Source organism: Paenibacillus sp. (genome assembly GCF_031177825.1).
GTDB lineage: Bacteria > Bacillota > Bacilli > Paenibacillales > YIM-B00363 > Paenibacillus_AE.
In genome coordinates this window covers 50,478-64,911 of sequence record NZ_JAPSKE010000004.1, presented here as the reverse complement: position 1 = coordinate 64,911, position 14,434 = coordinate 50,478, and the positions used below count along the sequence as shown (strand labels likewise).

The 14,434-nt window shown below is 51.0% G+C and carries 13 protein-coding genes; all 13 read left to right on the top strand.

Translation table 11 applies throughout. The annotated features are described in order from the left end of the window. Positions 1–117 precede the first annotated feature (117 nt). The 13 genes from RIN49_RS06115 to RIN49_RS06055 all read left to right on the top strand — a co-directional run bounded on the left by RIN49_RS06115 (position 118) and on the right by RIN49_RS06055 (position 14,387). Complete coding sequence (locus tag RIN49_RS06115; RefSeq protein ID WP_309119279.1) at positions 118–549, top strand: NUDIX hydrolase; 432 nt, start codon at positions 118–120, stop codon at positions 547–549. Between the two features lie 145 nt (positions 550–694). Beyond that, on the top strand, positions 695–1,351 hold the full coding sequence (locus RIN49_RS06110) for a carboxylesterase family protein (RefSeq protein ID WP_309119278.1): 657 nt from the start codon (positions 695–697) through the stop codon (positions 1,349–1,351). Between the two features lie 223 nt (positions 1,352–1,574). Beyond that, a complete protein-coding gene (locus RIN49_RS06105; RefSeq protein ID WP_309119277.1) occupies positions 1,575–2,495 on the top strand; it encodes a phosphotransferase in 921 nt (306 codons plus the stop codon). Positions 2,496–2,998: 503 nt separating this feature from the next. Further along, positions 2,999–3,703 (top strand): hypothetical protein, encoded by a 705-nt coding sequence (locus RIN49_RS06100; protein WP_309119276.1) that lies wholly within the window; start codon positions 2,999–3,001, stop codon positions 3,701–3,703. Between the two features lie 11 nt (positions 3,704–3,714). After that, entirely contained in the window at positions 3,715–4,401 is a 687-nt protein-coding gene (locus RIN49_RS06095; RefSeq protein WP_309119275.1) for a CD3324 family protein, read from the top strand. 254 nt (positions 4,402–4,655) lie between these two features. Next, the gene (locus tag RIN49_RS06090; protein ID WP_309119274.1) at positions 4,656–5,108 is read left to right on the top strand and encodes a MarR family winged helix-turn-helix transcriptional regulator; all 453 of its coding nucleotides are present in this window, start codon (positions 4,656–4,658) and stop codon (positions 5,106–5,108) included. Positions 5,109–5,130: 22 nt separating this feature from the next. Then, positions 5,131–5,649, top strand: a complete 519-nt coding sequence (gene paiA, locus RIN49_RS06085; protein WP_309119273.1) for a spermidine/spermine N(1)-acetyltransferase — start codon at positions 5,131–5,133, stop codon at positions 5,647–5,649. 206 nt (positions 5,650–5,855) lie between these two features. Further along, positions 5,856–7,211 (top strand): N-acetylmuramoyl-L-alanine amidase family protein, encoded by a 1,356-nt coding sequence (locus tag RIN49_RS06080; RefSeq protein ID WP_309119272.1) that lies wholly within the window; start codon positions 5,856–5,858, stop codon positions 7,209–7,211. Positions 7,212–7,244: 33 nt separating this feature from the next. Next, the gene (locus RIN49_RS06075; protein ID WP_309119271.1) at positions 7,245–7,811 is read left to right on the top strand and encodes a GerMN domain-containing protein; all 567 of its coding nucleotides are present in this window, start codon (positions 7,245–7,247) and stop codon (positions 7,809–7,811) included. 481 nt (positions 7,812–8,292) lie between these two features. Then, positions 8,293–10,518, top strand: coding sequence for a helix-turn-helix transcriptional regulator (locus RIN49_RS06070; protein ID WP_309119270.1), 2,226 nt, complete (start codon positions 8,293–8,295; stop codon positions 10,516–10,518). Between the two features lie 270 nt (positions 10,519–10,788). Beyond that, positions 10,789–11,733, top strand: coding sequence for an ABC transporter permease (locus tag RIN49_RS06065; RefSeq protein ID WP_309119269.1), 945 nt, complete (start codon positions 10,789–10,791; stop codon positions 11,731–11,733). A gap of 10 nt (positions 11,734–11,743) precedes the next feature. Then, entirely contained in the window at positions 11,744–12,619 is an 876-nt protein-coding gene (locus RIN49_RS06060) for a carbohydrate ABC transporter permease (RefSeq protein ID WP_309119268.1), read from the top strand. A 121-nt stretch (positions 12,620–12,740) separates the two neighbouring features. Next, a complete protein-coding gene (locus RIN49_RS06055; protein WP_309119267.1) occupies positions 12,741–14,387 on the top strand; it encodes an extracellular solute-binding protein in 1,647 nt (548 codons plus the stop codon). Positions 14,388–14,434: the final 47 nt, after the last annotated feature.

The window sequence follows — 14,434 nt, the reverse complement described above, 5'->3', positions numbered from 1 at the left end:
GCGGCTTCATTGCGTTAACTGGCAGGATACTTTAATAAGTCCGCAACAAAATTAGATTATTGACGTCTATAATATGGTATATATTTACATATAAAACTTGTCAGGGGGCATATCGAATTGTCAAAAAAGCTTGTAGGAGCAGCTGCAATTATAATGGATTCAGACGGGCGAGTTCTTCTAGTGAAACATAACTACGGGAAATTCAATTGGGAACTACCTGGTGGGTTATCGGAGCTGAATGAGTCTGCAGGGGATACTGCTAAGAGAGAAGTACTTGAAGAAACGGGTCTAGACGCTACAGTAGAGCGCTTAACTGGCGTGTATTACGAGCCGAATAACGATATGCACCATTTTGTTTTCACTTGTAAGGTAGTCGCAAATCAACAACCACAGCCTGACACGAAGGAAGTAACGGAATGTAAATATTGGGCTGTAGATGACTTACCTTTGCCGATTAGTGACTTCACAATTTCACGTATACAAGATGCATTGCTCATTGATGGAAATCGTTTATTTCATATCATCGGACCGAGGCAGTGGTATGAATAATTTATGAAAGAACGGCAGCCTGCGCACATTGAAGTAACTGGCAGCTTTATTCATAAAATGCAGGAGTTTATTCAGTCATGTGGAAATCTATGTGATAAAAAGTATGCATGAGCTCCGTCTAATTTGAGAAACGAAGGTGATACGTATGAGTCAAGCAGCTCACCAGTTGGAAAAACAAGTAACAAAGACAGTGCAGGTAAACTATCTGCTGCATTTGCCGGAAGGCTATGGACAGGATAACAAAAGGAAGTGGCCGCTGGTTTTGTTTTTGCACGGTGCAGGCGAACGCGGTGATGATATCCAAAAAGTGAAAGTGCATGGAATCCCAAAAATTGCCGACAATGATCCGAGTCTACCGTTTATCGCTGTCTCGCCGCAGTGTGCTGAGGACTCATTCTGGAATGCAGAGAAAGATGCTCTGCTGGCATTACTCGATGAAATAACGACGAGTTTCAATGTAGACGAAAAGCGGGTTTATCTTACCGGACTAAGTATGGGAGGCTATGGTACGTGGGATCTGGCGTCGTCACACCCAGAAAAGTTTGCAGCTATAGTGCCCATTTGCGGAGGCGGCAATCCGAATCGAGTGCAGGCGTTGGTCAATACGCCTGTGTGGGCGTTTCATGGTGCGAAGGACAATGTGGTAAGGCTTGAAGAATCAGAAAATATGGTCAACGCTCTGCAAGCGTGTGGCGGAAATGTAAAATTAACTGTATATCCCGAAGCTGGCCACGATTCTTGGACGGAAACATATGCAAATCCTGAGTTGTATTCATGGTTATTGAGTCATTCACTTGATTGATATAAGTGAACGATACAGTTACTATGAAGCTAAATTTGAACCAACGGGAATCGAAAGTTCCTTCACGACACGACGGCAGCCGGCCATACATTCGGCTGCCGTTGTTCATTGAAATAACTGGCAGGATTGATTAGTTAAAAAAGTATTTCTCAAAAAAAGTGTGTGGTAGACTGATCGAAGAACGAAACTAGAGGGGTTTAAAGAAACTATGAAGGACTTTGTTATGCAAGCAGAACGAATTGCAGGCGATTTTCTACGAGAACAAATAATAACATCTTATCAAATCATAGGTAAAGGTATCACAAATCAGGTTTGCGTTGTCGAAACTAAGAGCCATAAAGTCGTTGTCCGCATGAACGATAAAGATACATATCCAAGCTTTATCAAAGAAAAATGGTGTATCGAGCAAGCAGTCGCAGTTGGCATTCCTGGACCTGAAGTGTTGTCTATTGGAATTGTTGATGAAACCGCATATATGATTCAAGCCTTTGTTGAGGGAGTCAACGGGTTAGACAGCACTGTTCCCAAGTCCGATGTTTGGAGGAAACTGGGCGAATATGCCAGGCTTATTCATTCTATTCAAGTGAAAGGATATGGAGGGAACCTGATTAATCCAGTCGATGGTGAGTTTCAGTCACCTTCTCATGCCGGATCAGACGGCAGTTGGCAAGGGTATGTGCAGTATAATATTAATAGTTTGACTGAGAATGATCGCTTGATTGAGCTTGGAGTAATCACTCAGATGGAATCGCAGAGAGTAAAAGAACTGTTTGAAAATTTGAAGAGTGAACCGTTCCGCTTCGGGTTAGACCATGGAGATCTCTCTATAAAGAATGCTATTGTCAATCAGGCAAACCAAGTTATATTGCTGGATTGGAATGCAGAAGTAAACGTGGTACCGCATGCAACAGTTGCTCGATTGATGCATTACCAAATATTGGGTATTGAGGAAAGCCCAAATGTTGAGGAATTTACATCGTTTATGGTCGGGTACGGAATAAGTGAAAAAGAACTTTCTGTCACGAGGCATTTTCTGCTATTGAGGGCTTTCGATAACCTCAGGTGGGCTATTGATCGAAGTCCTGATCTGGTCGAACCCTATGCTGCTTTCGCGAAACAAGTCGTTGACATGATTATGGATTAGTTAGCAGAGATAAAGCGATGTTTTAACCAAGGATGAAGAAAATGATTAAGCTAATACCAGCTAATAGCTTGTCAACATTTTTCTCTTAAGTTCTTAAAGAGTAAGCTCTATACTGTTAAATGGCATATCAAATAACCCTCCATTAAGTGTTGGAAGCCTTTTCATCCGATCCTCAACTGTTTAGAGCCACGCTTCGTAATCAACCCTTTAAAAACTGGCTGAACTCATAATACGACGGAGTACGATAGCACCGTAAGTCACCAGGGCAGCTTGCCGACGATCGGTTTCCGTTTTCCGTTGAAGTAATTGGAAGTTTAGTGGCTGAAATGTTTTTGGGTATAGCGATGTGAACCATACCATAAATTACGGCAAGTTTTAAGGTTGTGCAAAGTTGGGTTAAGCCATACATTGCATATATCGCAACCCTGATCCAATGTTATGATTTTCACATATTAGATGCGCACCTGATGAGTGAGTTGAGAATCGAGCAAAGGAGAAATAAGATGAGCAAAGATAATTTCTTAAGATCGATGCTATCTGAGAAAGTCAGTATGACACCGAATGGATTTGTAGCAGATCAATTAACTCCCGAACAGTTCTGGAATTGCCACGAGTTGTTTTTTGACAGTTTATTAGAAATTCATGCTTCGGATATATCGGGAGTAGATGGCTACGGCCGATTCAACGGGAATTATAAACCGGAATATGAGACTTGCAGGGAGTTTTTGATCGACACGTTCGCTGAGGATAAGGAAGGGTATTGGTATAACTGGAGGGAAATGTTCGGTACGACACTCTTACAACGCGATTTCTTTGAGCAGTATTACAAGGAGATGGAGAAGCGAATTCATTATTGCGAGGGAAAGCGTTATTTGGTGAATAACTTCACGTTTTTCGTCAACATGATTACGGATGGGAAGACCACGGTCGGGTTTCCCGATTGGAGCTTCTCCGGCATCGGGGACTTCCTTATCGACTTCGCGATCATGGATTTAAATAAGCCTTATTTACGAATACCGGAGTTGCTCGTGGAGTACTGCAAGAAGAGGGAAATCATCATTCCGGAGTTTAAAGAAAGATTCTTATGTATGGCGTATTACAAGGGGATCGACGTTTTGCGTTGGCATGCGTCGATCGACGACGCAGAGTCCTGCACAACCATTGTGAAATCCATTAGCGAACTGAAAGATCGAATATACGCCTTGTAGACGGTGATTGGATGAAATATGAAAATGCAATTGAGATCCTTCCAAAGGAACTATCAAGGGAAGTTCAAAAATACGCCGCGGGCAAACTGCTCTACATTCCCTCGGGGGAGGGAAAGAGAGCGTGGGGTGAAGCCTCGGGTTATCGGGAGCAGCTGCAGCGAAGAAATCGGATGATTCGAAATAAGTATGCCCACGGGCGCACGGTTTCTGAGCTTGCTGACGAATACTTCTTGTCCCTGGATTCGATTAAGAAGATCTTTTACTCGAAGAAACAGGATTCTCATGCATACGCAGCGACAATCGAGTCGGCTTTGAAATATGCGAATGACGGGATGCTCGAAGAATGGATGAACTGCTACTGGCAGCTTTCCAGGACGGCGACGGCCGGTTCACTGGATTGCGATTTAAATCAGCTCTATTTCGGTATCGTAAAGCTTCCATTGCGTCTCATACAACGGGATGAGCTCGATATCGGTGACGCCTATGCCAACGAAGCCGATAACCATGGTTCTGTCCTTCCACCTCTTATCGTCGAGTACAACCAAGGAAAATTCCACTGTACTGAACAAAGGGGGATTTTGGCAGGTTTGAAACAACGCAAGGTAAATTCCTATCCGGCCATCATCGTATTACGAGAGAGCACCGATTATTCAAGGTTTATGGATCATTTTGGAACCGTACTATTTTTTGTTAACTAAAGCATGAAATCGGCCAGCCGAGAAGGCTGGCCTTTAACTTGCCATTATAGACAGCTCGGTGAACCGTACCATAATTAGCCGATCTATTGCTTGTTTTAATGCTTCTCGCCGCGCTCCGCTAACTGGGGAGTAGTGCTTACAATGAAGGACTAATTCGGGAACGTTTTATGTTGCAAATACAATAAAATGAGGGTGAATTATTATCATTCCGATTTTGTTGATATTACAATAAAAAGGTGTATAAGGAGTTCGTAATGAAGGAAATTCTTCGTGAAATTGGAATGATTGCAAGGGCGTTAGATTCAATAAGTAATATTGAGTTTAAAGAGTACGAACTTACAAAAGGGCAGTATTTGTACCTTGTGCGAGTATGCGAAAACCCAGGAATCATTCAAGAAAAGTTAGCTGAAATGATAAAAGTTGATCGAACAACAGCTGCCCGTGCAGTTCAAAAACTTGAAAATAACGGATTTATTGAAAAGAAAGACGATCCACAAAACAAGAAAATTAAAAAGCTCTTTCCAACAGAGAGAGGGGAAAATGTATATCCATTTATAAAAAGAGAACACGAGTATTCTAATAGCGTTGCACTAAGCGGGTTATCGGAAAAAGAGGCGGATACCCTTTTCACTCTCCTTAAAAGAATAAGAAAAAATATTGAGAAGGATTGGGAATTCGTAAAAAAGGGGAACAAGAGAAATTATTGATCTAATAAAGGGTGAGAATGAAATGACGATAAGAATACAAAAATGTACGTACGAAGATCTAAGCAAACTTCAAGATGTTAGTGTTAAAACATTTACAGAGACGTTTAAGGACCACAATTCAGCAGAAAATTTGAACGCCTATCTGGAAAGGGCACTTAACTTAAAACAGTTAGAAAAGGAATTATCGAATCCTTTATCGCATTTCTATTTTGTTTATTTTAATGATGAAGTTGCGGGGTATCTAAAGGTCAACATCAATGACGCTCAGACCGAAGTAATGGGTGATGAAACCCTGGAAATTGAACGGATCTATTTAAAAAACAAATTTCAAAAACATGGACTTGGCAAATATCTGCTAAATAAAGCGATAGAAACCGCAGTGGAACATGATAAAAAGAAAATCTGGCTTGGGGTATGGGAATATAATGAGAACGCTATAGCTTTCTATAAAAAAATGGGGTTTGTTCAAACTGGAAGACACTCATTCAATATGGGCGATGAAGTACAAATAGATTTTATAATGACGAAAACACTTGTGTAACTATCTCTGAATCGTTGGAATAGGAATCACGACGGATACGATTTCTCATCATGTCGTTTCGATGACCCGATACGGTCAAGGCTCATTGAAAATTGTATGAAATCGCAACAAAAACAGCATGCGCGCGTCAAAGATATTGTCGGACGATGTCGAAGGGCGCAAGTTCCTCGGCTTCGGAGACAATACAAGATTAATAGGGGTAACGGATGAAACACTACGGTTTGGCCGCAATCTTCTTCGTGCTGATAGTTCTATTCGCGCAACCGGGACATGCGTCCGCGGGCGACACAACGGTTTATTTGGACGGACAAGCGCTCGTCTTACCCAAGAACGGGCAAGTCCAAATCGTAAATGACCGGGTGATGATCCCTTTACGGGTCGTCGCCGAGGGGCTGGGTTTTTATGTCGACTGGGAGCAGACGGGTACAATCACCATAAGTCGCGGCGGGACCACACTCCTGCTGAGCGTAAACGAACGGACGGCTTTCGTGAACGGAGCCGAGGTTACCCTGTCGGCCGCACCGATCGTCGCGACGGATACTACGCTCGTGCCTATTCGGTTCGTCAGTGAGCAGATGGGGCTCCTTGTAGATTGGTCCGAGGCTGAAAGAGCCGTGTATGTAACGTCGCCGTCCGAATCGCCGCTCCCGCCGGCAAGCACGGATTTGGCTACGGTTAACGGGATCCGCTTCGGCGACGACCGTTTAGTCATTGCGTTGGACAAACGCGTTACGCCGCATGTGTTTCCCCTTAGCGACCCGAACCGGCTTGTCGTCGATCTGCCGCAAGCGAAGTTCGCCGAGGCGTTGGCGGACGGACTGCCGTTGGACACGCAGCAAAGCGGTTCGTTCGACGTCGCGGATTCCGCGAACGTAACGAAGATCAGATACGCGCTGTTCAACGCCGACCCTTCTACCGTGCGAGTCGTCGTCGATTTGCGCAGCAGCGCCTCGTACACGCTGACCGACAACGGCGACGGGCTTCTGACGGTCGTATTGACGGAAGACCCGCAGGAGCAAGACAGGAAATCGATCGTCGTCATCGATCCGGGCCATGGAGGCAGCGATCCGGGGGCGATCAGCGTGACCAAGAAGTTGGAGAAACAATTTACCCTGGCGCTCGGCTTGAAAGTGGAACAATTGCTAAAGCAAGAACCGGGGCTCGAAGTCGTTATGACCCGTAAGGAAGACTTCGCTTTATCCCTGGCGGAGCGTGTGCGGGTCGCCCATGACGCAAACGCCGACTTGTTTGTGTCCATTCACGCCAACAGCATCAATCCCCCGGCAAACCCAAGCGGGACGGAAACGTACTATACCCGGAGCGGGAGCTTGCCGTTAGCCGAGGCGATGCATCGCCATCTATTGGCGGCTACGGGCCTGCCAGATCGGAAAGTAAGGCAGGCTAGCCTGCATGTCACCCGGGAGACGAGGATGCCGGCTGTTCTTCTCGAGATCGGATATCTCAGCCATGCGACCGACGAGTCTCTTATGTATACCGAGGCCTTCCAGCAGCGCGTTGCCGAAGGCATTGTCGCAGGCATCAAGGATTATTTAAGTTTATAATAGGAGTTGAAACTAACGTTAAGGGGGAGCGTCATGAAAAAAATCGGGTACGCGTTGGCGTTATTCGCCCTGCTTAGCCTTGCTGCGGGATGCGGCGTCAACCCTTCAGCCTCGCCCGAGGGGAACGGGCACATTGGAACGGTGTCGGACGGCGGCAACGGCGGCCATAACGGCGCCGGCGTAGCGAAACCGACTCCTACGTCCAATAAGATGACGATTCAGGCTTATTACACGGACGACGATATTATGGAACTGCATCCATTCGTCCGAGAGATTGAGGTTTCCCCCGAGCATTCGAAGTATGAGGGCGCGTTCAAGGCTCTGCAGTCGGAAGATGGCGGGGTCACAGCCCTCTGGAAAAACGTCGATCTTAACAGCATTACATTTGTCGCCGAGAATGGCGGACTGTCGATGAATATCAGTTTACCGGATGAAGCCCGGCTTGGGGCCGGGGGCGAAGCGTTAGCCCTCGAAGCGCTCAAGAACACGATGTTCCAATTCGACGAGGTCAAGCACATCGAACTGACCGTGGACGGCCGACAGGTAGAATCGTTAATGGGCCATGTCGACCTGGAGCATCCGATAACCCGGCCGCAATGAAACGGGCCGCCCCCTCAAGAAGACGGAAGGGATGGATGGACGGTTAGTAAAGCATATCGTAAGCCTTGGCGGATGGATAGAAATTTTGACTCGCGCGGTTATGCTCGAGCAGAAGACAAAACCATAAGAGGGGCGAACGGGGCAGTGCTTGGCAGACTCATAAAGTATCAGATTTCAGAAAACGCGCTACCGATCGTCATACATCTCGTTGCTGCAGCAGAAAATTCCCGGCAAATGCGCGTGTAATTAATGAGATGCGAAAAATGCTAGGGGAGCCGGAGCTTGACCTTCCCTACAACGGCGGAACCAATCACGACAACTTTTAACAGTCAGGAAATATACTGCCCGATAAAACTAGCTAAGCCGAACGGGAAAGGGTTTCCGATAACCGCTCCTGAACGCTCGGCGGTACTTCATTGCGAACCGTTGCCGACAACCCGGTTTACGGATAGAATGAAAGCCGAAGGGAGCGACGACGCATATGGCGAATAATTGGTACAATCGGTTGCTGCTATCTTACATTCCCATTTTCATAATCGTTCCCTTGGTACTTATTATTATATTCCTTCTCGGCGCGGCGGAGATGACGAGGAAGGAGACGGTCCGGGCGAACGAGGTGTTCTCGGGCCAGGCGACCCAATCGTTGGAGTATTCGCTGCGCGCGATCAACGAGATGATGAATCGTGAAATTATTTCCAACGGATTTATCCCGTTTTTTACAAAATCAGGCAATCCGTATATCGCGGCGAACGAGGTATCCCGCAAGTTGAACGAAATCAAGCTGTCCAATCCGCTGATCGATTCGCTCTACCTGTACCGTCACCAGGACGGCGTCGTCCTAGGGCACCAGTCGATGCAGACGGCGGACCAGTTCGCGGATCGGGCGTTCCTGACGCAGATGCTCGAGCAGCCCGGCAGGACGGGCTGGTCCGACCCAAGAACGTTGGGAACGGAAGGGAAGGTCGTCGTCAGCTTGACGCGCACGGTACCGCTCTTGACCGGCGAACACGGGCTGATGGTCGTGAATGTATCGCAGAGCGCATTACGGGATTTCCTTCGAGGTATGATCGGCAACGAATTCAGCTTCATCCACCTCTACGACAGCAGCGGGACGCTGTGGTTCGGCACGGAAAGCGAGGACCTCGAGGCGGTGTCCGCGAGCGTCGGCCGCGAGATCTCCGACGTCGAGTCCGGCTACACGGGCTGGCGCATCCGGAGCGGGATGCTCGGCGGGTCGCCGTTCCGGGCGTTCGCGGAGTTGTCCGACGTGTGGATCGTAGCGACCATGGCGACGCTCGCGGTCGGGCTGGCATGGCTGATCCTCGTGTCTCGGCGTCACTATCGCCCGGTCGTCAGCCTTGTAAGGCGGATTCGAGATCTATCGAGCCCTGAGACCGCCCCGGAAGAGACGCCGCCGGCCAAAGACGAGTTTACGCTCATTGAGTCCGCGCTCAGCAAGATCGTGCAGCAGTCGGCGGAATACCGGAAGCAGCAAGAGGCGGATATCGTGTACAAGCGCCGTCATTTCTTCCACGAGCTGATGGAGGGCGACCGAACGATCGAGCCGGAGGAATGGAGGAAGGAACTGCGGCGGTTCGGCATGGACCCCGCCTTCGACGAGACGGCCGTCGGACTGCTGGAGATCGACAAATACGCCGCCTTCGAGCGGTCGTACTCCGGCAATGGCAAGGAGCTGCTTCGGTACGCGCTCACGAACGTCATCGTCGAGATCGCCGCGATGCGGTCCGTGCAGGCGTGGCCGGAGTGGATTTCCAGTCAGCAACTGGGCTTGCTCTTCCGATCGAAGCGAGGCGGTTCGGAGCAAGACTTCGAGGACCGGCTGCGAGAGCTGTGCGAGCATATGGTTCGATGGACGGCGGACAACCTGAAATTTTCGGTAACGCTTTCGATCGGCAGCCGAACGACGTCGTTGTCGGAGCTGCACCTCAGTTACGACGACGCCATGGAAGCCATGAAATACAAATCCGTGTTGGGGAACGGACGGGTCATCGGCCAGCAGGATATTCGTTCGAGGTCGGAGGGCGAAGTCTATAAGGGGCTGCAGATGGTTCGCGGCATCGCGCAGTCGTACCGGATGGGCGAGGTGCTCTGGGCGGAGCAGCTGAAGGAGATGTTCGACGACTTCCGAAGCCGCATCATCTCGAAGGACGACCTAATCAACGTCATGAACTACTTGATCTACCACCTGTTCCGGGAGATGATGGAGCTTCCGGGCGAGATCCAAGACATCTGGAAGGACGAGGTCGTGCCTGCGCTGAACGAGGCGTTGGAGCGGTTCGAAACGGTGGACGAGCTGTACGAAGACGTGCATCGGCTGTTAGAGGAGAACGCCCAGAAGCTGAAGCTGCTGCGGGAAGGCAAGAGCAATCACCAAGTCATTCAAGAGGTTCGAAGGTTTATCGAGGAGCAGGCGAGCAACCCGAATTTGTCGTTATCGCTGATCGGGGAGCGGTTCCAGATGAGCAACAGCTATGTCAGTCGATTGTTTAAGGACGAATTCGGGGAAAATTTCGTCGATTACGTCGCGAAGGTCCGCATCGAGCATGCGAAGCGATTGCTCCGGGACACCGGAGAATCGATTCATCATATCGCGACGACGATCGGATATACGAACTATATGACGTTCAATCGGGTATTCAAGAAGGTGACGGCGACGACGCCGAGCGAATACCGGAGTCGCCATTAAGCGACGTGAACGATGCATCGGGCAGGGCCCGCGGACGTAAAGTCCGCGGGCCCTTTTGGCGCGCTCTGCAAGAAATGCGGGGCGCTCAAAATCTGTTAGCGGCCATCGGGGCGGGCGGAGGAGCCATTTTCGCAAAATGTGTTAGGGGGTTCAAAACTGAGAATTGTCTCCTGAACGAAACATCGAGTACAGTGGGGGCAGTCGAACGGACGCTGCTCGGCGGGCGGATCGGACGGCTTACAATCAACCAGAGGTGGACGTATGCAAACTATGGGGAAAGTTTCCGCGGACGGGGGCGTTCTTCGGAACGCGTCGCTGCATCGCAGAAGAAAATGGAATCAGAATAAGCCGCTCCTCGTGATGTTCCTGCCGGTCGCCGCGTTCTTCCTATTGTTCAAGTACGCGCCGATGCTGGGTCTCGCGATCGCGTTCAAGGACTATAACTTCGCGGACGGCATCTGGGGAAGTCCGTGGGTCGGCTTCGCGAATTACGAGTACTTGTTCAACAATCCGAAGACGCTCAACATTATTCGCAATACGCTCACGCTTAGCGCGCTGACGGTGTTCGTCGGCTTCCCGTTCCCGATCGTGCTGGCGATTCTGCTGAACGAAGTGCGGCGGGCGTGGTTCAAGAAGTGGGTGCAGACGTTGGTGTTTCTCCCTCACTTCCTGAACTGGGTCATCGTCGGCGGACTGGTGCTGATGGTGTTCGCGCTGGAGAGCGGATTCGTCAACAACGCGCTGCAGGCGCTGACCGGACAGAAGTTCCCGTTCCTGTTTCACGAGACGTCCTGGATCGCCATCTTCGTCGGGTCCAGCATCTGGAAGGGAGCCGGGTGGGCGGCGATCATCTACCTGGCGGCGCTGACGTCGATCGACCCGAGTCTGTACGAAGCGGCGGGCATGGACGGCGCGAGCAAGTGGAAGCAGCTCTGGAACATTACGATTCCGGGCATCCAGCCGACGATCGTGCTGATGTTTATTCTGAACATCGGCAACGTCATGGACGTGGGCTTCGATCAGGTGTATGTGCTGCAAAATCCGGTTATCGTCAACGTCGGCGAGGTCATCAGCACGTGGAACTTCAAGGTCGGCCTCGGCGCGGGGCAATTCAGCAACGCGACGGCCATGGGGCTGTTCGAATCGCTGATCGGACTCGTCCTGGTGCTGACGGTGAATCAAATCGCACGGAAATTCGACAGAGGCTTGTGGTAGGGGGATGGGCATGAAGCAGACTTGGGGCGAAAAGGTATTTTACGGCGTCAATTATGTCATCTTGTCGTTGGCAGCGCTCAGCTGCCTGCTCCCGTTGATCCATCTCGTCGCGCTGAGCCTCAGCAGCGGCGAGGCGATCACGCTCGGGAAAGTCGGGCTCTGGCCGGTCGATCCGACATGGGAGGCTTATAGAAAGCTAATCCAAGGGACGGACATCATGAACGCGCTCCGGAACAGCCTTGTGATTACGGTCGTCGGGACGGCGCTGAATATGGTGTTTACGGTGTTGGCGGCGTATCCGCTCGCGAAGAAACATTTCTATGCGCGGAGGGGCCTGACGCTGGCGATCGTATTTACGATGCTGTTCACGGCCGGGCTCATTCCGAACTATATGCTCGCCAAGACGCTGGGCCTCGTTAACACGTACGGCGCGCTGTGGCTGCCCGGTCTCGTCAGCGCCTACAATATGCTGATTTTGCGGTCGTTCTTCGAAAACATTCCGGAGGAGCTCGAAGAGGCCGCGCGCATCGACGGCTGCGGGGAATGGCGCATCATCGGCCAGATCGTGCTGCCGTTATCTTTGCCGGCGATCGCGACCGTGTCGCTGTTCTATGGGGTCAACCATTGGAATTCGTTCTTCAACGTCTTGATGTACATCAACGATTCGACGAAATTCAACCTGTCCGTGCTCGTGCAAAACATGATTCAAAGCCAATCGCTGCTCGCGGAGATGGCGCAGCTCGATCCGGAGGCGTTCACGCAGCTCACGCCGGAGTCGATCAAGTCGGCGGGCGTGCTCGTCATGGTCGTGCCGATGCTGATCGTGTATCCGTTCTTGCAAAAATATTTCGTGAAGGGCGCGCTCATCGGCTCGATCAAAGGCTAGCGCGAAAGAAGATGCAGGGAAAGGGGGAATGCCGGCTCGGCTGAAGCTTGCGGATGGACATGATAAGCTTATTGCAACCTATGCAAACCAACGAACGGACGAAAAAAGGGAGGCTTTACGCATGGAGAAGCATCGGATGAAGAAGACGGTCGCGCTGTCGACGGCGGCGGTCATGACATTGTCGATTTTGGCGGCTTGCGGCAGCGCGGCGAACGAACCGAAGAGCGAGCCGGCGGCGGAAACGCCGTCAACCGGAGGAGAGGCGCCGGAAGCGAGAGGGAAAATTTCGGTTTCGATCTACGACCGCGGGCAAATTCCGAAGGAAGAAGGAACGTATTCCGATAACCGCTGGACGCGTTGGATCAACGAGAACGGCCCGGTCGACGTCGAATTCGTGCCGATTCCGCGGAACGAATCGCAGCAGAAGTACAGCATGCTCTTCGCGTCCGGAGAGGCGCCGGATCTCGTTCTCGAGTATGACAACGCTTTCGTCAACACCTTGTGGGCCCAAAAGCAGCTGCTCCCGCTGGACGACTTGATCGCGGAGCACAGCACGGAATACAAGAAGCTGCTCGAGAAATTCCCGGAGCTCAAGAAGCTGGCGACGAAGCCGGACGGCAAGATGTACGAGGTCGCTCGCATCATGAAGCCGGAAATTCTCGGCATGATGGTCATCCGGAAGGACTGGTTGGATAAGCTGGGTCTCCAAGTGCCGAAGACGGTCGAGGAGCTGTATCAAGTCGCCGACTCGTTCGCGAACGGAGACCCGGACGGCAACGGAACGAAGGATACGTTCGGCATCAACCTGAGCCAATTCGCGACCTATTACGTGGACGCGATGTTCCAGAACGAGATGTTCATCCTCCAAGACGGCGAATTGATTCGCCAGTTCGACCGGATGAAGCCGGCGTACGAGTTCAAGCGCCGCCTGTTCGAGAACAACATCGTGGATAAGGACTTCCTCACGGACACGAACGGCCAGAAGGCGGAGCAGGACTTCGCGAGCGGCAAGCTCGGCATCTACTTGGCGTACGCTTCCGTCATCAGCAAAAACTACGATACGCTGAAGAGTAGCGTGCCCGGCGCCGAAATCGTGGCGATGCCGTTCCCGGCGTCGGAATTCGGACAGTTCGGTCCGGACTTCAACCCGCCGTTCCAACTGACGGGTTCGGTGAACGCGAAAGCGAAGGATCCGGCCGCGGTCATGAAATATATCGACTTCATGGTGTCCGAGTCCACGGTCAAGCATTTCGCGTACGGCGAGAAAGGCGTCCACTACAACGAATCCGCGAGCGGCTGTCCGCAGCCGATCGACCGCGACAAGAATAAAGCCGAAATGGGCTATACGAACGACTATCGGATGTTCATGCCTACGTACCTGCTGCAAACTTGCGCCGTGAACGATCGTTCCCTCGAGTCGGAGAATCCGATCGACCAGGAATGGATCGCGATCGCCGAAGAAGCGACGAAGCTCTACTTGGATCCGAATCGTCCGCATCCGGGCTTCACGCACGCGAAGTTCCGTCCGGCGCTCGACAAGGACCTCAACACGATCTTCAACGACGGCTGGAACACGATGAACGAAATTATGGCGAAGACGGTCGTCAGCGGTAACTCGTATACGGTCGATCAAGGCGTCGCCGACGTTATCAGCGCATGGGATGCGGCGGGCGGCAAGAAGCTCGAAGAATGGTATAAGAACTGGTACCAGGAGAACAAGGACAGCTGGTTGTTCATGGAAGACCTGTATCAGATGAAGTTCGAGTAAGGCACCGCGTCGGGCGAGCGGCGGGGCATCGGCTCCGCCCGCGGTCC